Annotated in this window: 14 protein-coding genes; 8 read left to right on the top strand and 6 right to left on the bottom strand. The window is 70.4% G+C overall.

The window, feature by feature from the left end:
- Positions 1 to 407 precede the first annotated feature (407 nt).
- A complete protein-coding gene (locus SLW55_RS05890) occupies positions 408 to 2,246 on the bottom strand; it encodes a monovalent cation:proton antiporter-2 (CPA2) family protein (RefSeq protein ID WP_320744812.1) in 1,839 nt (612 codons plus the stop codon).
- A gap of 479 nt (positions 2,247 to 2,725) precedes the next feature.
- Between SLW55_RS05890 and SLW55_RS05885 the strand changes: the two genes are divergently transcribed.
- The 3 genes from SLW55_RS05885 (at position 2,726) to SLW55_RS05875 (ending at position 6,341) form a co-directional block, all read left to right on the top strand.
- On the top strand, positions 2,726 to 5,422 hold the full coding sequence (locus SLW55_RS05885) for a bifunctional acetate--CoA ligase family protein/GNAT family N-acetyltransferase (RefSeq protein WP_152235927.1): 2,697 nt from the start codon (positions 2,726 to 2,728) through the stop codon (positions 5,420 to 5,422).
- A 13-nt stretch (positions 5,423 to 5,435) separates the two neighbouring features.
- Positions 5,436 to 5,846 carry a hypothetical protein gene (locus SLW55_RS05880; protein ID WP_284467948.1) on the top strand — a complete coding sequence of 137 codons (411 nt, stop codon included), beginning with the start codon at positions 5,436 to 5,438 and terminating at the stop codon, positions 5,844 to 5,846.
- A gap of 114 nt (positions 5,847 to 5,960) precedes the next feature.
- Positions 5,961 to 6,341, top strand: a complete 381-nt coding sequence (locus SLW55_RS05875; RefSeq protein ID WP_320744811.1) for a VOC family protein — start codon at positions 5,961 to 5,963, stop codon at positions 6,339 to 6,341.
- Positions 6,342 to 6,460: 119 nt separating this feature from the next.
- On the opposite strand, the gene SLW55_RS05870 is transcribed toward SLW55_RS05875, so the two are convergent.
- Complete coding sequence (locus SLW55_RS05870; protein ID WP_017909308.1) at positions 6,461 to 7,804, bottom strand: hypothetical protein; 1,344 nt, start codon at positions 7,802 to 7,804, stop codon at positions 6,461 to 6,463.
- Between the two features lie 728 nt (positions 7,805 to 8,532).
- On the opposite strand from SLW55_RS05870, the gene SLW55_RS05865 reads away from it, so the two are divergent.
- Positions 8,533 to 9,081 carry an excalibur calcium-binding domain-containing protein gene (locus tag SLW55_RS05865; RefSeq protein WP_284467945.1) on the top strand — a complete coding sequence of 183 codons (549 nt, stop codon included), beginning with the start codon at positions 8,533 to 8,535 and terminating at the stop codon, positions 9,079 to 9,081.
- An 87-nt stretch (positions 9,082 to 9,168) separates the two neighbouring features.
- Positions 9,169 to 9,549 carry a hypothetical protein gene (locus SLW55_RS05860; RefSeq protein WP_152235932.1) on the top strand — a complete coding sequence of 127 codons (381 nt, stop codon included), beginning with the start codon at positions 9,169 to 9,171 and terminating at the stop codon, positions 9,547 to 9,549.
- A 7-nt stretch (positions 9,550 to 9,556) separates the two neighbouring features.
- On the opposite strand, the gene SLW55_RS05855 is transcribed toward SLW55_RS05860, so the two are convergent.
- From SLW55_RS05855 to SLW55_RS05840, 4 genes are all read right to left on the bottom strand, one after another.
- On the bottom strand, positions 9,557 to 10,297 hold the full coding sequence (locus SLW55_RS05855; RefSeq protein WP_320744810.1) for a DUF6065 family protein: 741 nt from the start codon (positions 10,295 to 10,297) through the stop codon (positions 9,557 to 9,559).
- An 82-nt stretch (positions 10,298 to 10,379) separates the two neighbouring features.
- Positions 10,380 to 12,389: an acetyl/propionyl/methylcrotonyl-CoA carboxylase subunit alpha gene (locus SLW55_RS05850; protein ID WP_267083966.1), complete on the bottom strand. Its 2,010-nt coding sequence runs from the start codon at positions 12,387 to 12,389 to the stop codon at positions 10,380 to 10,382.
- A 965-nt stretch (positions 12,390 to 13,354) separates the two neighbouring features.
- Positions 13,355 to 14,965 carry a carboxyl transferase domain-containing protein gene (locus tag SLW55_RS05845; protein ID WP_320744809.1) on the bottom strand — a complete coding sequence of 537 codons (1,611 nt, stop codon included), beginning with the start codon at positions 14,963 to 14,965 and terminating at the stop codon, positions 13,355 to 13,357.
- A 129-nt stretch (positions 14,966 to 15,094) separates the two neighbouring features.
- The gene (locus SLW55_RS05840; RefSeq protein WP_320744808.1) at positions 15,095 to 16,258 is read right to left on the bottom strand and encodes an isovaleryl-CoA dehydrogenase; all 1,164 of its coding nucleotides are present in this window, start codon (positions 16,256 to 16,258) and stop codon (positions 15,095 to 15,097) included.
- A 132-nt stretch (positions 16,259 to 16,390) separates the two neighbouring features.
- Between SLW55_RS05840 and SLW55_RS05835 the strand changes: the two genes are divergently transcribed.
- From SLW55_RS05835 to SLW55_RS05825, 3 genes are all read left to right on the top strand, one after another.
- Positions 16,391 to 16,999: a TetR/AcrR family transcriptional regulator gene (locus tag SLW55_RS05835; protein ID WP_017909842.1), complete on the top strand. Its 609-nt coding sequence runs from the start codon at positions 16,391 to 16,393 to the stop codon at positions 16,997 to 16,999.
- Positions 17,000 to 17,153: 154 nt separating this feature from the next.
- Positions 17,154 to 17,672 (top strand): c-type cytochrome, encoded by a 519-nt coding sequence (locus tag SLW55_RS05830; protein ID WP_017915253.1) that lies wholly within the window; start codon positions 17,154 to 17,156, stop codon positions 17,670 to 17,672.
- 93 nt (positions 17,673 to 17,765) lie between these two features.
- The gene (locus tag SLW55_RS05825; RefSeq protein WP_320744807.1) at positions 17,766 to 19,544 is read left to right on the top strand and encodes an ExeM/NucH family extracellular endonuclease; all 1,779 of its coding nucleotides are present in this window, start codon (positions 17,766 to 17,768) and stop codon (positions 19,542 to 19,544) included.
- The last annotated feature ends 922 nt before the right edge of the window (positions 19,545 to 20,466 follow it).

Below are 20,466 nucleotides of genomic sequence, written 5' to 3'. Positions count from 1 at the left end.
GGAGCGGCGCAGCGACGGCGGCTGGATCCTGCAGTCGGGGCTGAAGCCCCTCCCACAATGGAAGGATTGGCGCCGTGCGGACACAGCGCGCTTGCCGAGCATTGGCGTTGGCGAGCCGGCATGCCGTGGGAGCCCACCGCCCCTGTCATCGCAGCCAGCAAAGGCGTCACCGCCACGGACGCTGTCGACCGTCAGTGTGGGAAGGGCTTCAGCCCCGACGCGACCACGCTCGACTACACGCGCACCACGCAGTGGGCACGTGCCTCGGCCAATCGTCGGCGTCCCCATCGCTATCTGTCGCGCGTGACAACGGCGTACCCACCGTGACCGCGGTTGTCGGCAGCGACGAGCGCACATACGCAGCGCATGCCTGGGACACCGTTGGCCGCGCAGCCAAGCCACCAGCATCAACTGCGCTGCTGTTCCGCGCCTGTCGCGCCCGCCGTAGCCGCCGGCCCCGCCGTCGGATCGTTGACGTCGGCCTCGAACAGCTTGGTCAGGTCGGCGCGCGCCGCACGCGCGGTCTGCACCACCGCCGCATCGTCGTCGTAGACCAGGTGCTGGGCCCGCAACAGTTGCGTGTCGTGCTCGCGGAAACGGGCGATGCGATCGCGCGCGGTCGTCGCATCCAGGCCCAGGCCGAGCAGCACCTGCTCGCTCAACTCCAGGCTGGAGGCGAACACTTCGCGGAATGGCTCCGCACCCAGGTCCATCAGCCGCCAGGCGTGCTGGCGGTTGCGTGCGCGCGCCAGCACCTTGGCGGTGGGGTAGAGCCGGCGGATCAGCCGCGTGGTCTTGATGTTGGTCTCCGGGTCGTCCATCGCCACCACGAAGATGCGGATGCCGTCGCTGCCGGCCGCGCGCAGCAGGTCCGGGCGGCTGGGGTCGCCGTAGTAGAGCTGGTTGCCGAAGCGGCGCAGGTCCTCCACCGTGTCCGGATTGTGTTCCAGCGCCACGAACGGGATGCGCTGCGCGGTCAGCAGGCGCGCCACGATCTGGCCGAAGCGGCCCATGCCGGCGATCAGCACCTGCGCGCGCTGCGTGTCCACCGTGTCGTACTGCGCCGCCGGCGGTGGTTGCGGTTTGCCCTTGCCGGCCTCGCTGCCGCCCAGCAGGCGCTGCATGCCGATCAGCAGCAGCGGCGTCAGCGCCATCGACACGCCGACCACCGCGACCAGGCGGTCGTGGGTGGCGTCGTCGAGCAGACGCACGCGCTGCGCCTCGGTGAACACCACGAAGGCGAACTCGCCGCCCAGCCACAGCAGGCTGCCCAGCAGCAGCGCACTGCGCCAGGGCAGGCGCAGCACGCGGCCGATGCCGGCCAGCAGCGCGAACTTGACCAGCAACAGCGTGGCCACGGCGCCGGCGATCAGCCACGGCTCGGCGACGATGCGGTCCAGGTCGATGCCCATGCCCACGGCGATGAAGAACACGCCCAGCAGCAGGCCCTGGAACGGCTCGATCTGCGCCTCCAGTTCGTGGCGGAACTCCGAATCGGCCAGCAGCACGCCGGCCAGGAACGCTCCCAGGCTGGGGCTGAGCCCGGCCTTCTGCAGGAACCAGGCGTTGCCCAGCACCACCAGCAGCGCGCTGGCGGTGAACACCTCGGGCATGCGCGTGCGCGCCACCGTGCGGAACAGGTGGCGCAGCACGAAGCGCCCGCACAGCACCACCAGCGCCAGCGCGCCCAGCGCCTGGCCCACTTCCGTCCAGGTCAGGGTGTCGTTCTTGGCCCCGCCGAGCAGCGGCACCGCGGCCAGCAGCGGGATCGCGATCAGGTCCTGGAACAGCAGGATGGCGAAGCCGAGCCGGCCGTAGTCGCTGTTGAGCGCCTTGCGCTCGGCCAGCAGTTGCAGGCCCACCGCGGTGGAGGACAGCGCCAGCGCCAGGCCGATCACCAGCGCGCTCTTCCAGTTCAGGCCCATGCACAGCGCCAGCGCGCCCAGCGGCAGCGCGGTCAGCGCGACCTGGGCGCTGCCGGCACCGAACACCGCATGCCGCATCACCTTCAAGCGCGCCGGCGACAGTTCCAGGCCGATCAGGAACAGCAGCATCACCACGCCGATCTCGGCGGCGTTGAGGATGCGCTCGGTGTCCTGCACGAAGCCCAGCCCGTCCGGCCCCAGCACCACGCCCGCGGCCAGGTAGGCCAGCACCGCGCCCAGGCCCAGGCGCTTGAACACCGGCACCGCGATCACCGCAGCCAGCAGCAGCACCAGCGCCAGTTCCAGGCCGCCGCTATGCACGAGTCGTCTCCATCGCCGCATTATGCGGCCGCCAATGCGACCGGGTGCTGACCCGGGCTGTGCCTGCGGGCTCCGATGGACATGGCGGATCCGCGAAGGATCGGCGGTGGGCAGCCGTCTGGCGCGGTCTTTCTGCGGGGAAGGCGGCGCCGCCTGCCCTGCGCACCCGGTGTACGCCGCCGCCTGGTCTCTGTGGCCTGGTCGGGTCGGGGCTGAAGCCCCTCCCACACCGGGAAGTCCAGCAATGTTCCGTGTCGTTCCGGATTCCGGTCAAGCGCGCGTGCGTGCGTAACGGGCCGCCGACCCAAGCTCCCTGTGGGAGGGGCTTCAGCCCCGACACGCGGAGGCCGGAATCTCGCCAGCGCAGCTGTCGCCGGATGCGCGGCATCGCCGTCAACGCCGCAGCGCGCGACCCGGATCATCCCCGCGCCGCGGCCAGCCGTGTACCGTTAGCGCATTCGCTCGCCTCCGCCGCCGCCATGAGCACCTATCACCTGCAGTCCGTGTTCCGCCCCGCCTCGGTCGCCATCGTCGGCGGCAGCCCGCGCGAGCGTTCGGCCGGGCGGGCGGTGGTGCGCAGCCTGCGCGCGGCCGGGTTCCCGGGGCAGATCGGCTGGGTCAGCCCGCGCTACCGCGAGATCGACGGCGTGCCCACGGTGCGCCGGCTCACCGACCTGCCCTGGGTGCCGGACCTGGTGGTGATCACCGCGCCGGCGCGGATGGTGCCGCGCATCGTGTCGATCGCCGCGCGGCGCGGCGTCGCCGCGGCGATCATCCTCACCGCCGGGCTCGGCAGCGGGCCGGGCTCGGCCGCGGCGCGGGTGGAGAGCGCCGCACGCGCCAAGGGCCTGCGCATCCTCGGCCCGCACTGCCTGGGCGTGATCGCGCCGCATGCGCGGCTCAACGCCAGCATCGCCGCGCACTGCCCGCAGCCGGGCGACCTGGCGCTGATCTCCGAATCCAGCGCCATCGCCGCGGCGCTGGTGGAGTGGGGCGTGGCGCGTGCGGTCGGCTTCTCGGCGGTGGTCTCGCTGGGCGACGCGCTGGACGTGGACTTCGCCGACCTGCTCGACTACTTCGCCACCGACTACCGCACCCGCGCGATCCTGCTCTACGTCGAGCACATCCGCGACGCGCGCAAGTTCATGTCCGCCGCCCGCGCCGCCGCCCGCGCCAAGCCGGTGGTGGTGGTCAAGTCGGGCCGGCAGCTGCGCATCGATCCCAACGCCGACACCCACGTGCAGGCGCTGGCCAGTTCCGATGCGGTGTATGGTGCCGCGTTCGCCCGCGCCGGCCTGCTGCGGGTACGTGCGTTGGACGAACTGTTCGCCGCGGCGGAGACGCTGGGCCGGCTCAGCACCTTCCCCGGCCGGCGCCTGGCCATCCTCAGCAACGGCGGTGGCGTCGGCCGCCTGGCGGTGGATACGCTGGCCGATCTCGGCGGCACCCTGGCGGCGCTCTCGGCGCCCACCCAGCAGCAACTGGACGCGGCGCTGCCGCAGGAATGGTCGCATCGCAATCCGGTGGACATCGTGGTGGACGCCGACGGCGAACGCTACGCCGCCGCCGCCGGTGCGCTGCTTGAGGATCCGGAGAACGACGCGGTGCTGGTGGTCAACGTGCCGACCGCGTTCACCTCCTCCGCCGAGGCGGCGCAGGCGCTGACCCGCATCCTCGGCCAGCGCCCGCGCCATCACCGCGACAAGCCGGTGTTCGCGGTGTGGCTGGGCAACGACGAGAGCGCCACCGCCACGCTCAACGCCGCGCGCATCCCCACCTACGCCACCGAGGCGGACGCGGTGCGCGGCTTCATGCACCTGGTGCGCTACCGCGAGGCGCAGGCGGCACTGATGGAAACACCGCCGAGCCTGCCCGACGATTTCGCCTTCGACGCCGCCGCCGCGCGCGGTATCGTCGACGCGGCGCTGGCCGCCGGGCAGACCTGGCTGGACCCGCTGGCGACCACGCGATTGCTGGCCGCCTACGGCATCCCCACCGCGCCGGTGGCGCACGCCGCCGATGCCGAGGCCGCGGCGCAGGTGGCCGCGCCGATGCTGGCGCAGGGCTCGGCGGTGGCGGTGAAGATCCATTCGGCCGACATCCCGCACAAGTCCGACGTGGACGGGGTGCGCCTCAACCTGGTCAGCGTGGAGGCGGTGCGCGATGCGGCCGAGGGCATCCTCGCCCGCGCGCGCGCCGCGCGGCCGGACGCGCGCATCGACGGCGTGCTGGTGCAGCCCTCGCTGCTGCGGCCGAAGGCGCGCGAACTGATCGCCGGCATCGCCGACGATCCGACCTTCGGCCCGGTGATCGTGTTCGGCCGCGGCGGCACCGCGGTGGAGGTGATCGACGATAAGGCGCTGGCGCTGCCGCCGCTGGACCTGCGCCTGGCCCACGAACTGATCGGCCGCACCCGCGTCAGCCGCATCCTCAAGGCCTACCGCGACGTGCCGGCGGCCGACGAGCGTGCGGTGGCGATGGTGCTGGTCAAGCTGGCGCAACTGGCGGCCGACCTGCCCGAGATCCGCGAACTGGACATCAATCCGCTGCTGGCCGACCGCGACGGGGTGATCGCGGTCGACGCACGGGTGGCGGTGGCGCCGTCGCGGCGCCTGCACAAGGGCCGCGGCCATCCGCGCTTCGCGATCTTCCCGTATCCCAAGGAGTGGGAGCGGCGCATCGTGCTCAACGACGGCAGCGCCGCGTTCGTGCGCCCGGTGCGGCCGGAGGACGACGCGCTGTTCCGCAGCTTCTTCGCCCGCGTCACCGACGAAGACCTGCGCCTGCGCTTCTTCCAGGCGGTCAAGCATTTCAGTCACGAATTCATCGCGCGCCTGACCCAGCTCGACTACGCGCGTTCGATCGCGCTGGTGGCGATCGAGCCGCGCAGCGGCGACATGCTCGGCGCGGTGCGCCTGCATGCCGACGCCGATTACGACCGCGGCGAATACGGCATCCTGATCCGCTCCGACCTCAAGGGCCACGGCATCGGCTGGCAGTTGATGCGGATCATGATCGAGTACGCCGGCTGGCTCGGTCTCAAGGTGGTCGAAGGCCAGGTGTTGCGCGAGAACCGCACCATGCTGGCGATGTGCCGGCAGCTCGGCTTCAAGGCCACGCCGGATCCGGACGACGCCACGCTGATGGACGTGGTGTTGCCGGTGGCGCAGCACTGAGGACGGCGCCGCGATGTCGACGTTCTCGCCCAGCGAACTGAAGCCGCGCCACGCGATCCTGTCCGGCCTCCCGGGCGCCGCCTCGCTGGAGATCCTGCTGCGCCCGTTCCTGCACGCCGGCGAGATCGTGGACACCGCGATCCGCCTGGACGGCATCGCGCTGCCGTCGCTCAGGCTCGGCGAGCTGGCCGGCCAGCGCTTCGACTTCCCGCGCAACCCGCAGGACGGCTACATCGACGGCTCGCTGTCTCTGGCCGGCGCGCACCACCCGGTCGATGTCGATACGCTGACCTTCAACCTCTCGCGCGACGGGCAACTGACGCTCGTGGCCAAGGGCGTGTATGCGTTCGATGTCGAAGGCCTGGACGACCTGGGCACGGTCCCCTTTACGCTGGCCGCGCGGCTCAGCACGTGCGCGCTGTGAGCGCGGCTGCACGCCGCGGCGCAGTGGCCTTTTGGCATCGCCGCACGTTGCATGAGGCGCTTCACCACCGCACACGTCGACCTGCCTGCGACACTCGACCCTCGGGAGTTCTTCATGTCGTTCAAGCCAGCGCGCTACACCTCGGTCTCGCCGTATCTCATTGTCGATGGTGCGCAGCGGACCATCGCGTTCCTGGTCGCGGTGTTCGACGCCGAACCCTTGCGGCAGATTCCCGGTGAGGGTGGCCTGCTCGCCCACGGCGAGGTGCGCATCGACGACACCGTGGTGATGTTCTGCGATGCGGTCGAGGGCTGGCCGGCGGTGCCGGCGCATGTGCATGTCTACGTGCGCGATGTGGATGCGATCTACCAGCGTGCGCTGGCTGCCGGTGCCACGGCGGTACAGGCGCCGGTGCAGAAGGACGATCCGGACCGGCGTGGCGGCTTCCGCGACCCAGGCGGCACGACCTGGTGGGTCGGCCAGCAGATCGGCTGAGTGAGCGCAGGCGGCAGGACGTCTGACGCCGCTCATTGCTGCGCCTTGCGCCGCACTCGGCACAGGCCGTGCCTGCAGGCGCCATAGGACGGCACGCGGCAGGCACGGTGTTGCGGTGCTTACTCCAGCTCCTGGTTGCTCACCCCGCGCTCGACCGGGTACACGGTCGGCGGCGGCGTGGTGGAGCGCATCAGCTTCAGCGAGGTCTTGCTCTGCTCGCACAGGTTGCCGCCGCTGACGAACACGCCGTCCTGGGTGCACTTCCAGTCGTAGAAGTTGGCGATGCCGCCGGCCAGCTGCAGGCTGTAGTCGGTGCTCTTGGCCGCCGCGTCGAACGGCTGTCCTGCCGGGATGTTCTGGAACCAGCGCATCCATTCCTTGGAACCGACCGGCGGCACCTTGTCCGGCGCCTGGAAGGTGGGGTTCATCGGCGAGAGCTGCGGCGATTCGGCGGTCATGTGGCAACTCATGCAGGAGCTGATCGGATTGTCTACCGGGCCGTTGAGGCGGCCGTTCCAGCCCAGGTGGGTCGGCGGCAGTTCCGGCTTGGCGTTGATCGCCGACTGCAGGATGCGCGGATTGATCCTGGTCTGGGTCGGCTGCTTGTTGGTGTAGTCGTCGCCGGTGTTCTGCGGATCGTTGCCGAACATCACGCCCACTGGCACCAGGTTCTGCCAGCCGGGCTTGCCGCTGACCGCACCGTTGTACTGGAAGGTGCCGAAGATCCAGCCGGTGCCGGGCACGCGGCTGTCGCGCACGGCGAAGTCCATCTGGATCAGCGCCACCTGCTTGAACGCGCGGTCGGCGGACTTGAAGCTGTTGGTGACCCAGGCGTTCCACAGCACCGGGTTCTGCAGGAACGGCACCTGGCTCAGGTCCACGTCGGCGAACAGCGCCTTGCACACCACGGTGCCGTCGCGGAAGGTGTTGGGCTTGGTGGTGAAGCTCGGATCCGGGTTCTGCGGATCCTTCCACACCTGGCCGAAGGTGTAGGCGCCGACATCGTTGTAGATGCCGACCGCGAAGGTCTGGCCGGTGGTGAGCTGGGTCGGCGCCAGTTGCTTGACCTGGATCTGCGCTTCCTTGGTCAGCCCATGCACGCCTTCGCGTCCGAGCGGGCCGTAGTGCTGCCAGGGCGCGTGGTACCAGCGCCGCACCTTGTTGTTCTGCACGTACCAGTCGCTTTCGACGTTGCCTTCCAGGCAGTAGGCCTTCACGGCATCGGCGTAGCCGCGCCAGGCTTCGAAGTTGTTGCTCAGCGGCTTGGGCAGCTTCTGGAAGAACGCCGGCAACGGGCCGCTGGGCGGTTGCTGCGGATAGTCCTGGCTGAGCTGGAACAGCGGCCCCTTGTAGGTGGAGGGCGGCGCGTAGCCGAAATCCGGAAAGCGCCCGGCGGAGGCGGCGCCGCTGGCAAGGGTCAGCACGGTGGCGATGGCGAGAATGCGTGGATGGGGCAGTTGCATGATGGACCTCCGGTCGTGTGCGTCGGTGCGTGCGGGCGATGCCGCGTCCTGTGTCCGGACAACCCCTGGCCCCGGACCGGCCGCACGCCCGCGCTGCTGCGCGGCCGCGGTGAAAGGATTCCCGTCGCGCCAGGGCCGCGCGCAGGCACGGGCGTACGCATCCGCCTGCGCGCGCAGAGGAAGCGAGAGACGCGATGGGAAGTGCAGCATCCACCGCCACCGTGGAGACGCGGCGGCGCTGCTGTGGATGCGTGAAACGGCCTAGCGGACCGAAGACATGTCCATGTCGCTCTCCTGACCCCGTGTGGAAGGCAACTGCGTTGAAGACGGTTGTCGCGTCGAGCGTGGGGGAAACGCGCGGGCCCGGCAGGGCAGCATCGGGGGACGAATGCTGCGGGGGCGGCGCCCTGCGGCGGCCGCGATGCCGGGTTGCGCGTCGATCGCCAACCGCGCGTGGGAGCGGGCGTCGGCGTTGCTCGACGCTTCGGACTCTAGCGAGCGCCGCGCCGCCGGTGGTAGACAGTTGCGACCGCCGGCGTCGCCGCGGCGCGTGGCTGACCGGCCGTCGCGCGACCGCGCCTGCAGCAGGTGGCCGGTCGGCACGCAGGCCACAGCCATGGCATGCTGCACGCGGGGCCGCGCCTGGCGGGAGCAGGCGCGGTGGGGACGGTGGACGCACCGGGCACGGCGGCGTCCACCGCGGCGATGCACTTTCTTGCGGTGACGCCATGCGCACGCACGGGACCTTGATTCAGTGGAACGAGGAGCGCGGCTGCGGCCGGGTGCGCCTTGCCCATCGTGAGACCGAAGCCGAGGTGCAACGCGCGGCGTTTCCTGCCGACGGCGTTCCCCCGCGGGTGGGCGAACTGATCTCCTTCGACCTGGAGCACGACGCGCAGGGACGGCCGCGGGCCATGCGGGTGATGCGTCCCGGTCGGGCACCGGCATCGCCCGCGCGTGCGGCACCGCGTCCGCGTCGCGGTCTCTGGCTCGGCGTGCTGATGCTGCTGGCGGTGCTCGCGATCGCGGCCTACGCGGCGCTGCGCTTCGTGGCGGCACCGCAGGCAAGCCCTGCGGCACCCTCGGCGCCGGGGTCGTCAGCGCCCACCGCGCCCACGACGGCGCCTGCCTTCCACTGCGACGGCCGCACGCACTGCGCGCAGATGACCTCGTGCGACGAAGCGGTGTACTTCCTGCAGCACTGCCCGGGTGTGGAGATGGACGGCAACCACGACGGCGTGCCGTGCGAACGGCAGTGGTGCCGATCTTCGCGTTGAGCGTCTGCAGCCGCGTGGGCAACGCGGGGTCTTGACCGGGCCGTGATCCGCACTCCGTTACGGTCGCCGATTGCCTGCAGGTGACGCATGACCGAGCCACGTCTTTCCTCCGCCAAGACCCGCGCCCTGTCGCTGGGTCTGTTTGCCTTCGTCGCGGTCTTCGCCGCCATCGTCTGGTCGCTGCTGCGCCCGTACGGTTCGGTGTACTTCTTCCCGGTGCATTTCCTGGTCGGGCTGGGCCTGCCGTTCCTGTTCTACGCGCTGGGCGCCAACCGCGCCGCGTTCCTCGCCGGGCTGGGGCTGACCGTGATCGTCCTGGTGCTGTTCAACCTGTGGGGCGACCAGGTCGGTGGGATCGGTCCGCGCGTGTTTGACTGGGCGCATGCCGTGGCCGGGATCCTGGGCATGCTGCTGGCCTACGGCGTGTTCCGCCTGTCCACCCGTGTGCGCCAGCGCCACGTGCGCTGAGCGGTCCTCACTCCGCGTCGTCGCTGCGGGCGAACGGCGCCAGCCGCAGTTTCACCCGGTGATCCACGCCGGCCGGGCACTGCCCCGGCGCCGGTCCGCGGAAATAGCTGCGCTGCCAGCCTTCGCGGCTGGCGTCGGAATCGGGCTGTTCCAGATCGTGCAGGAACTGGCCACGGCTGCGCATCCACGCCTGGTGCTCGCGCTCCAGCTCCGGCGTCTGCGACAACGGCTGCCAGCGCGGTTCGGTCTCGGCCAGCACCCGTCGCTGCACCGGGAAGAAGTGGCAGAACGGCTCGCCGGCCTCGAACCGGACCCGGCCGGGCCGGGTGAACTGCCAGTTCATGGTGAAGGTGTACGGACTCCAGTCGGTCTCGATCAGCCCGGTGAGCCCGGCGATGCCGTCCTTGGGCCGATTCACCGGCGCAGTGACGTACAGGTCCACGCCGGCCTCGGTGCGGAACAGGCACGGCACGTGGAAGGTGAGCACGCCGTAGCCGAAGTGGCTGACCGCCGGCGCGTGCGTCCCAGGTGCCGGTTGCACGCGCAGGTCGTCGAGCGCGTTGCCGCCATTCCACTCGGCCTCGAACGCGCTCTGGCACAGCAGTTCCCAGCCATGCGCGTTGGCGATGTCCAGCGGCAGGCAGCGGTAGGCGTAGCGCTCGGCGGTCTGGTCCATCCACGGCCGCTCGCGCGGCGCAGGGCGCACGTCGAGGGTGTGGCCGTCGAGAACGTGGGCGGTGAGTTTCATGGCGCGTGCAGGACGATGGACCAGCGCCGAGTGTGACGCCAAGCCGCGGCCTTGGCGATCGCGGCTTGGCGGGCGGCGACGCTCAGGCCGCTTCGAAGTCCAGCAGCGCCACGCCGTCGCCGACCAGCTCGCCCTCGCGTACGCGAAAGCTCTGCACGGTGCCGTCGGCCGGTGCCTGCAGGGTGTGCTCCATCTTCATCGCCTCCAGCACCAGCAGCGGCGTGCCGCGGCGCACCTGGGTGCCGGGCGCGACCAGCAGGGCGACGATGCGCCCCGGCATCGGCGCGGTCAGGCCGCCGCCTTCCACCGCCGGCTGGTCGGCCTCGGCGACCGGGTCGTGGCGTTCGAACAGGTAGCCGTGGCCGTCGACGAACAGGTGCAGCTGCGTGCCGGCGAACACCGCATCGGCCTGCACTCGCTGTGTGCCGAGAAACGCAGACAGGCGCCCGTCGCGCAACTGGCCGCTCGCCTCGAGCGGCTCCTGCGCCGGCGCGGCGTGGATCCGCCAGTCGCCGGCATGCGCGGTCAGCTGCAGCGTGCGTTGCGTTTCGCCGTGCTGCAGGGTCAGCGCACGCGGCGCCGGCGCGCCCAGCCGCCAGCCGTCGCGCAGGTCCCACGGCGAGTGCGGATCGGCAGTCTGCGCCGCCGGCGCGTGCTCGTGCAGTTGCCAGGCCAGCGCGGCCAGGCTCCACAGCGCGTCGGTGGCCGGGACGGGGGTGTCGAACAGCGCCGCGTGCTCGCGCTCGATCAGCGCGGTGTCCAGGTCCGCCTGCGCGAACGCGCTGGTGCCGACCAGGCGCTGCAGGAACGCGGCATTGGTCGACACGCCGACCACCTGGCAGGCGGCCAGCGCCGCCTGCATGCGCCGCAGCGCGCGCTCGCGGGTCACGTCCCAGACGATCAGCTTGGCGATCATCGGATCGTAGTGCGGGCCGATCACATCGCCCTGCTCGACGCCGGCATCGACCCGCGTATGCGCGTCGGCGGCGGGCAGGCGCAGATGCTGCAGCGTGCCGATCGAGGGCAGGAACCCGCGCGCCGGGTCTTCGGCGTACAGCCGCGCTTCCAGCGCGTGGCCGTGGATCGCCAGTTCGTGCTGGCGCTGCGGCAGCGGCTGCCCGGCGGCCACGCGCAACTGCCACTCCACCAGGTCGGTGCCGGTGATGCATTCGGTGACCGGATGCTCCACCTGCAGGCGCGTGTTCATTTCCATGAAGTAGAACGCGCCATCGGGCGCGACGATGAACTCCACGGTGCCGGCGCCGACGTAGCCCACCGCACGCGCCGCCTCCACCGCGGCCTGGCCCATCGCCGCACGTCGCGTCGCGTCCATGCCTGGCGCGGGGGCTTCCTCCAGCACCTTCTGGTGGCGGCGTTGCACCGAGCAGTCGCGTTCGAACAGGTAGACCAGTTCGCCGTGCGTGTCGCCGAACACCTGGATCTCGATGTGCCGCGGCCGTAGCACGTACTTCTCCACCAGCACGTGCGCATTGCCGAATGCGGCCTGCGCCTCGCGCTGGCAGGCAGCGAGCGCGGCGGCAAAGTCCTCATCGCGATCGACCCGACGCATGCCCTTGCCGCCACCACCGGCGCTGGCCTTGATCAGCACCGGGTAGCCAATGGCCGCGGCCTGCGCGCGCAGGAAGTCCGGCTCTTGCTGCTCGCCGTGATAGCCGGGCGTCAGCGGCACCCCGGCCGCCTGCATCAGCGCCTTGGCCGCACTCTTGTCGCCCATGGCGCGGATCGCCGCCGGCGGCGGCCCGATGAACACCAGCCCGCGCGCGGCGCAGGCCTCGGCGAACTCCGCGTTCTCGGACAGGAAGCCGTAACCGGGATGGATGGCCTGCGCGCCGCTGCGTTGCGCGGCCTCGAGGATGCGCTCGCCGCGCAGGTAGCTCTCGCGTGCCGGCGCGGCGCCGATGTACACGGCCTCGTCGGCCAGGCGCACGTGGCGGGCATCGCGGTCGGCATCGGAGTACACGGCCACGGTGGCGATGCCGAGCTTGCGGCAGGTGGCGATCACCCGGCAGGCGATCTCGCCGCGATTGGCGATGAGGATCTTGTCGAAGGTCGGCAGGTCGGGGGTGGCCATGGTCGGGTGCCTGGAGAAGGTTAGAGGTGTCGCGCTTGCGGTGCGCAGACGTGCGTTAAGCGCGTGCTGCGAAGGTCGCGGTTTCGGTTGCTAGCGTTGTAGCAGCGGTCGCTTGGCTTGGCTTCGCTTTGGCTGTTGCCCTTGCTTTTGACTTACCGGGTTCCCTTCCGTAGCGGCGGCCATCGCGGGGAAAAACCCGAAGGGCGGCGTACATGGATGTACGCCGTCCGCGGCAGGGGCAGGATGCCCCTTCCGCGGATCCCCGTGATGGACGCGGACCCGGAGCGCGCAGCGCGGAGGGCGCGAAGGCAGGGCGCGCTTTCTTTTGGTTACCTTTTCTTTGCGCGAGCAAAGAAAAGTAACTCGCCCGCAAGGGCGAAAGCTCTTGCTGTTGCTTGATGTTTGCGTGTCAGGTGAGAAGGTCTGTAGGAGCGGCTTCAGCCGCGACAGCGAGAGTCCGTTCTGTCTGTCGCGGCTAAAGCCGCTCCTACGATTCAGCGGCCGCCACCATGGCAGCAAGTGCAAGAGCAAGGCTTTCGCCTGGCGGCGAGTCACTTTTCTTTGCTTGTGCAAAGAAAAGTAACCAAAAGAAAGCACACCCCGCAGCGCGCCCTCCGCGCTGCGCGCTCCGGGTCCGCAGCCACGGCGGGGATTCGCGGAAGGGGCATCCTGCCCCTGCCGCGAACGGCGCACATCCATGTGCGCCGCCCTTCGGGTTTTTCCCCGCCGCGGCTGCCGCGCCGAGGGGACCCGGTAAGTCAAAGGCAGAGCAAGAGCAAAAGCAGGAGCAAACGCTGGAACAAAAGCCGGAGCGCAAGCGAAGGCCATCACGTTGGTCGCAGCCATGAGGCTTATCGCCGGAGCGAGTGCCGGACACGCTGCCGCCGGCATCGCCAGCGACCACCTGCGTGACCACCGCCGATCCCCGCGCGAACGCGCCTGCCACCGGGAGCGCATGCGTCCCCTCACATCCGGAACACCCCGAACCGGCTCGGCTCCGCCGGCGCATTCAACGCCGCCGACAAGCCCAGCCCCAATACCCGCCGCGTCTGCGCCGGATCGATCACCCCGTCGTCCCACAACCGCGCACTGGCGTAGTACGGATGGCCCTGGCGCTCGAACTGCTCGCGGATCGGCGCCTTGAACGCCGTCTCCTCGGCGTCCGACCACTGCCCGCCCTTGGCCGCGATGCCGTCGCGGCGCACCGTCGCCAGCACGCTGGCCGCCTGTTCGCCGCCCATCACCCCGATGCGCGCGTTCGGCCACATCCACAGGAAGTTCGGCGAGTACGCGCGGCCGCACATGCCGTAGTTGCCGGCGCCGAACGAACCGCCGATCACCACCGTGAACTTGGGCACCTTGGCGCAGGCCACCGCCATCACCAGCTTGGCGCCGTCCTTGGCGATGCCGCCGTGCTCGTACTTGCGGCCGACCATGAAGCCGGTGATGTTCTGCAGGAACACCAGCGGGACGCCGCGCTGCGCGCACAGCTCGATGAAGTGCGCGCCCTTCAGCGCCGACTCGGAGAACAGGATGCCGTTGTTGGCGACGATGCCCACCGGATAGCCGTGGATGTGCGCGAAGCCGGTGACCAACGTGGTGCCGTAGCGCGCCTTGAATTCGTCCAGGCGCGAGCCGTCCACCACCCGCGCGATCACCTCGCGCACGTCGAACGGCTTGCGCGGGTCGGCCGGGATCACCCCGTACAGCTCCTCGGCCGGATACAGCGGCGGCTCCGGCGTGCGCAGCGCCAACGCTGGGGGCGGCTTGCGCCAGTTGAGCTGGGCGACGATCGCGCGCACCCGCGCCAGCGCCTGCAGGTCGTTGTCGGCGAAGTGGTCGGCCACGCCGGAGATGCGCGTGTGCACGTCGGCACCGCCCAGGTCCTCGGCGCTGACGTCCTCGCCGGTGGCGGCCTTCACCAGCGGCGGGCCGCCGAGGAAGATGGTGCCCTGTTCGCGCACGATCACCGTCTCGTCGCTCATCGCCGGCACGTAGGCGCCGCCGGCGGTGCACGAGCCCATCACGCAGGCGATCTGGGCGATGCCCTGCGCCGACAGGTTGGCCTGGTTGTAGAAGATCCGGCCGAAGTGGTCGCGGTCGGGAAACACCTCGTCCTGCAGCGGCAGGAACGCGCCGCCGGAATCGACCAGGTAGATGCACGGCAACCGGTTCTGCTGGGCGATCTCCTGCGCGCGCAGGTGTTTCTTCACCGTGATCGGGTAGTAGGTGCCGCCCTTGACCGTGGCGTCGTTGGCGACGATCACGCATTCCACGCCGGAGACGCGGCCGATGCCGGCAACCACGCCGGCGCACGGCACCTCGTCGTCGTACAGGCCCAGCGCGGCCAGCGGCGCGATCTCCAGGAGCGCGCTGCCCGGGTCGAGCAGGGCGTCGATGCGTTCGCGTACCAGCAGCTTGCCGCGGGCCTGGTGCTTGGCGCGGGCGGCCTCGCTGCCGCCCAGGGCGATGCGCGCCTGGGTGGCGTGCAGGTCGTCGACCACCGCGCGCAGCGCGGCGGCATTGGCGGCGAAGGCGTCGCTGCCGGGTTGCAACTGGGTCTGGATCGCGCTCATGGCTGGACCGTGGAGAGAAGGGAAGGGCAGGCGGCCGATGTGGGAGGGGCTCTTGTCCCCTTTTGCGGGATCAGCCCCGACGCGCTGACGTCGGAACGGCCTTACGGCCGATGCGCATCCTGCGCGGCATCACTTGGTCCGCTCGAACAACTCGCGGCCGATCAGCATGCGCCGGATCTCCGAGGTGCCCGCGCCGATCTCGTAGAGCTTGGCGTCGCGCCACAGGCGCCCGGTCGGATAGTCGTTGATGTAGCCGTTGCCGCCCAGCACCTGGATCGCCTGGCCGGTCAGCCAGGTGGCCTTCTCGGCGGCGTAGAGGATCGCGCCGGCTGCGTCCTGGCGGGTGGTGCGGCCGGCGTCGCAGGCGCGCGCCACCGCATACACGTAGGCACGGCAGGCGTTGAGGCCCACGTACATGTCGGCCAGCTTGCCCTGCATCAGCTGGAAGCTGCCGATCGGCTCGCCGAACTGGCGGCGCTCGTGCACGTACGGCAGCACCACGTCCAGCGCCGCGGCCATCAGCCCCAGCGGACCGCCGGACAGCACCACGCGCTCGTAGTCCAGGCCGGACATCAGCACGCGCACGCCGCCGCCGACCTCGCCCAGCACGTTCTCGGCCGGCACCTCGCAATCCTGGAACACCAGTTCGCAGGTGTTGGAGCCGCGCATGCCGAGCTTGTCCAGCTTCTGCGCGGTGCTGAAGCCGGGCATGCCCTTCTCGACCAAGAATGCGGTGATGCCGCGCGCGCCGCCGCTCGGGTCGGTCTTGGCATAGACCACCAGCACGTCGGCGTCCGGGCCGTTGGTGATCCACATCTTGTTGCCGTTGAGCACGTAGCGGTCGCCGCGCGCCTCGGCGCGCAGCTTCATCGATACCACGTCCGAGCCGGCGCCGGGCTCGCTCATCGCCAGCGCGCCGACGTGCTCGCCGCTGCACAGCTTCGGCAGGTAGCGCGCCTTCTGCGCCGGGCTGGCGTTCTTGCGCAACTGGTTCACGCACAGGTTCGAATGCGCGCCGTAGGACAGGCCGATCGCGCCGCAGGCGCGGGAGATCTCCTCCATCGCCACCACGTGCGCCAGGTAGCCCATCGCGCTGCCGCCGTACTCTTCCTCGACGGTGAGGCCGAGCAGGCCCTGTTCGCCGAGCTTGCGCCACAGCGGTGCGGGGAAGGCGTTGTCGCGGTCGGCCTGCTCGGCCAGCGGCGCGATCTCGCGCGCGGCAAAGGCGGCGACGCTGTCGCGCAGCAGGTCGACCTCCTCGCCCAACTCGAAATTCAACGACGGCATCAGCATGGCGGCAACTCCGGGAATGGCGGGTGGCCGGCGGCGCCTAGAATCGGACCCGCGCCGGGCAAGAGCGCCCAGCGTAGCCGGGAACGGCGAAGAAGTGAACAGAAATTCATTAATTGAACTTAGAATCACGCCATGGCCTACAAACGCTCCGCCCTGATGGAAGAACGCCTCGCCGGCAACCGCCAGCGGATCCTGCTGGCGGCGCGCCGGCTGATCGCCGCCGACGGCTTCCGCGGCGCCCCGGTGACCGCGGTGGCGGCCGAGGCCGGGGTCTCCACCGGGCTGATCTACCGGCATTTCCCGTCCAAGGCCGAGCTGTTCGTGGAGGTGCTGACCGCCGCCGTGGAGCACGAGCTGACCATCCTGCGCGCCATCGCCGCGGCGCCAGCGCCGGCCGCGCAGCGCCTGCGCGATGCCATCGCCTCGTTCGTGCGCCGCGCTCTGGCCGGCCCCGGGCTGGCCTACGCCTTCATCGCCGAACCGGTGGAACCGGAGGTGGACGCCGAGCGCATCCGCTGCCGGCGCCTGCTCGGCGACGTGTTCAAGGGCATCCTGGCCGACGGCGTGGCCGCGGGGGAGTTTCCCGCGCAGGACCTGGAGGCGGCCGCGGCGTGCCTGGTCGGCGCCTACACCGAGGCCCTGGTCGGCCCGACCGCGCCCAGCCGCGACGGCCCGCGCGACAGCGAGCGCCTGGTCGAGGCGGTGTGCGGGTTCTGCCTGCGCGCGGTGGGCAGCGCCTGAGCGCGACCGGGCGCGCCGCCTGCGCCGAACTGCTGCGATGCAGCATGCATCGCCTGCGATTCCGTGTGCTCCCGGCGTGCCGCGCGGCGCAAACGCTGGCTATACTCGGTCGCGTAGCGGTGGTCCGGATTACCACGTGCCAAAGGGGTGTGATGTGCGGAATTACGACCTCGAATTTCTCAAGCGCTTCTCGATGGTGATCGGCCTGCTGGTGCTGATCACCCTCGGCCTGATCGTGTTCGCGCATTACCTGCAGCGGGCTATCCCGCCGGAGGTGTCGCCGGTGGCGCTCAAGCGCACCGAGGAGCGCATCGCCCCGGTCGGCGCGGTCTACGCCGGCAGCACCGGTGCCGCGGCGCAAGCGGCGGCACAGGCGGCGGCGCTGGCCAAGGCCTCGGCGCAGGCGGCCTACGGCGGCACCACCGACGGCAAGACCATCTTCAACAACCTGTGCACCGCTTGCCACACCACCGGCGTGGGCAAGGCGCCGACGCTGGACCACGCGCACTGGGACAAGCGCATCGCGCAGGGCAAGGAGACGCTCTACAAGCACGCCATCGAGGGCTACACCGGCCCCGACGGCGGCATCATGCCGCCCAAGGGCGGCAATCCCGGGCTGACCGAGGAGCAGATCCACGCCACCGTGGACTGGATGCTGGCCAACCTGAAGTAACCTTGCGCCTCCCGCACGCCACTGCGCCGCCTTCGGGCGGCGCATTCGTTTCCGCGCCCGTCGCGTGCCGGCGCAAACAAGGAGAGTGATCGCATGCGCATGCCGCCGCCATCGTTGTTGCCGTTGCTGCTGCTGGTCGCAGCCCCCGCCGCGCAGGCGCTGACGCCGCCGACGCTGCTGCCGATCGGGCAGTTGCGCCCGGGGCCGCAGGCGCAGGGCGTGGTGTTCGAGGGCGTGGTCACCGCGCGGGTGGAAGCCGGCGGCAGCGGCTACCTGGTGCAGGATGCCGGCGACGACGATCCGCTGACCGCCGACGCGCTGCTGGTGCGCGGCGATGCCGAACGCAGCCTGGCACCGGGCGACCGCGTGCGGGTGTGGGGCGAGCTGGCGCCGCAGGCTGCCGCGTCGGCCAAGGCCGGCACGGCTTTCGTCGGGCGCAGTGTGCTGGAGCAAGGGCATACCGTGCTGGCACGGGCGCAGCCCTTGCCGCTTCAGGTGCTCGACGCGGCGCCGGCCGACTGGTCGGCGCTGGCCGGCATGCGCGTGCGCATCACCGCGCCGCTGACCGTGGTCGACAACGATGCGCTGGGCAAGACCGGCGAACTGGGCGTGGCCTTCGGCGGACGCCTGTGGCAGCCCAGCGAAGTGGCCGCGCCCGGCAGCGCCGAGCAGGCGGCGGTGGTGGCCGACAACGCGCGGCGCGGGCTGCGCCTGGGCACGCTCGGTGCGCCGACGCCGACGCCGACGCCGACATCAACATCGGCAACGGCAACGGCAACGGCAACGGCAACGGCAACGGCAAAACTTCCGGACTATCTGGGGAGTGCCACTGCACCGCCGCGCGCGGGCAGCACGGTCCAGGACGTGGAGGGCATCGTCGGCGGGGTGATCGATGGCGTGGCGCGGCTGTACCCGACCGCCGCGCTGCAGCTGACGCCGTCGCCGGAACCGGCGCCGCCGCAGGTCGACGGCACCTTGCGCATCGCCGCCTTCAACCTGGAGAACTTCTTCAACGGCGACGGCCGCGGCGGCGGGTTTCCGACCCTGCGCGGCGCGCGCACGGCGGCCGAGTTCCAGGCGCAGCTGCGCAAGCTGGTGGCGACGATCCGCCCGCTGCAGGCCGACGTCGCCGCACTGATGGAACTGGAGAACGACGGCTATGGCCCGACCTCGGCGATCGCCAGCCTGGTCGACGCGCTCAATGCCGGCGGCGGCGACTGGCGCTTCGTCGACGCCGGGCGCGGCCCCGGCGACAACCCGATCCGGGTCGGGCTGATCTACCGCGCCTCGCGGGTGAGCCCGGTGGGCAAGCCGGCGATGCTGGAAGGCGGCCCGTTCGCCGAGCACAGCCGGGTGCCGCTGGCGCAGGCCTTCCGTCACGGCAGCGGCGCGCCGTTCGTGGTGGTGGCCAACCACTTCAAGTCGAAGGGTTGCGGCGAAGCCGGTGGCGCCGATGCCGACCGCGGCGACGGCCAGGGCTGCTGGAACGCGACCCGCACCGAGTCGGCGCGCCGCGTCGATGCGTGGCTGCGCAGCGATCCCACCGGCACCGGCAGCACGTCCAGCGTGCTGCTCGGCGATTTCAACGCCTATGCGATGGAAGATCCGCTGCGCCTGCTGCGCGACGCCGGCTGGCGCGACGCGCTGCAGGAGGCGCATGTGGCGCAGCCGTACAGCTTCGTCTACCGCGGGCTCAGCGGCCGGCTCGACCACGCGTTGCTGAGCCCGGCGCTGGCGGCGCGGCTGCGCGGCGCCGCCGAATGGCACGTCAACGCCGATCTGCCCGACAGCGACGGCTACCGCGAGCGCGATCTGCCCGGCCCGTGGCGCAGTTCCGATCACGATCCGTTGTTGCTGGGGTTTGATCTGTAGGCTGGGAGTGGGGAAATGGGAATGGGGAATCGGGAAAGCCGATTGTCGGCCTTCCTTTCCCCGTCCTTGATGTGTGGGACATTCCTGCTGGAGGCTCACGTCCTTCGCGAGGCGCACGACCGCCTGTTGTGAGTAGATGTGCTGTGTTTCAGGCCGGTCGCAGTGAGTGTCCGGCCTTACGCTTCACTGCTATCTCTTGAACGTTGCTTCTGTCCATTGTGCGCTGGTCGCACATGTGGCTTGGTGCTGGCCGAAGCTGTGAGATGGGGGTGTTCTCGCGCTAAGAAAGGCGACAGCCTTGTTGCTGTTGCTGTTGCTGTTGCTGTTGCTTTGGCATTTGCCGTTGTTTCTGCTGTTGCCGTTGCTTTGGCTTTTGACTTACCGGGTTCCCTTCCGCAGCGGCGGATGGACCGGGGAAAAACCCGAAGGGCGGCGCACATGGATGTGCGCCGTTCGCGGCAGGGGCAGGATGCCCCTTCCGCGAATCCCCGGTGCATCCGCGGACCCGGAGCGCGCAGCGCGGAGGGCGCAAGGCAGGGCGCGCTTTCTTTTGGTTACCTTTTCTTTGCGCGAGCAAAGAAAAGTAACTCGCCCGCAAGGGCGAAAGCCTTTGCTGTTGCTCCGAGCTTGAGTGTCGAACAAGAAGAATCGTAGGAGCGGCGTCAGCCGCGACCAGCGTAATCGGTCATGCATGTCGCGGCGTAAGCCGCTCCTACAATCCAGCGGCCGCCGCAGTAGCAGCAAATGCAAGAGCAAAAGCTTTCGCCTTGCGGCGAGTTACTTTTCTTTGCTTGTGCAAAGAAAAGTAACCAAAAGAAAGCACACCCTGCCTCGCGCCCTCCGCGCTAACGCGCTCCGGGTCCGCGTCCATCCCGGGGATCCGCGGAAGGGGCATCCTGCCCCTGCCGCGGACGGCGTACAT

The sequence above is a fragment of the Xanthomonas sp. LF06-19 genome, assembly GCF_034105425.1.
In the GTDB taxonomy this organism is placed as follows: Bacteria; Pseudomonadota; Gammaproteobacteria; order Xanthomonadales; family Xanthomonadaceae; genus Xanthomonas_A; species Xanthomonas_A sontii.
The sequence above is the reverse complement of the archived record's forward strand: the minus strand, read 5'-3'. Positions and strand labels throughout refer to the sequence as shown.

Coding starts and splice junctions, on each gene's coding strand:
- SLW55_RS05885 (WP_152235927.1), top strand. CDS start 2,726: ATGAGCACCTATCACCTGCAGTCCGTGTTCCGCCCCGCCTCGGTCGCC.
- SLW55_RS05880 (WP_284467948.1), top strand. CDS start 5,436: ATGTCGACGTTCTCGCCCAGCGAACTGAAGCCGCGCCACGCGATCCTG.
- SLW55_RS05875 (WP_320744811.1), top strand. CDS start 5,961: ATGTCGTTCAAGCCAGCGCGCTACACCTCGGTCTCGCCGTATCTCATT.
- SLW55_RS05870 (WP_017909308.1), bottom strand. CDS start 7,804: ATGCAACTGCCCCATCCACGCATTCTCGCCATCGCCACCGTGCTGACC.
- SLW55_RS05865 (WP_284467945.1), top strand. CDS start 8,533: ATGCGCACGCACGGGACCTTGATTCAGTGGAACGAGGAGCGCGGCTGC.
- SLW55_RS05860 (WP_152235932.1), top strand. CDS start 9,169: ATGACCGAGCCACGTCTTTCCTCCGCCAAGACCCGCGCCCTGTCGCTG.
- SLW55_RS05855 (WP_320744810.1), bottom strand. CDS start 10,297: ATGAAACTCACCGCCCACGTTCTCGACGGCCACACCCTCGACGTGCGC.
- SLW55_RS05850 (WP_267083966.1), bottom strand. CDS start 12,389: ATGGCCACCCCCGACCTGCCGACCTTCGACAAGATCCTCATCGCCAAT.
- SLW55_RS05845 (WP_320744809.1), bottom strand. CDS start 14,965: ATGAGCGCGATCCAGACCCAGTTGCAACCCGGCAGCGACGCCTTCGCC.
- SLW55_RS05840 (WP_320744808.1), bottom strand. CDS start 16,258: ATGCTGATGCCGTCGTTGAATTTCGAGTTGGGCGAGGAGGTCGACCTG.
- SLW55_RS05835 (WP_017909842.1), top strand. CDS start 16,391: ATGGCCTACAAACGCTCCGCCCTGATGGAAGAACGCCTCGCCGGCAAC.
- SLW55_RS05825 (WP_320744807.1), top strand. CDS start 17,766: ATGCGCATGCCGCCGCCATCGTTGTTGCCGTTGCTGCTGCTGGTCGCA.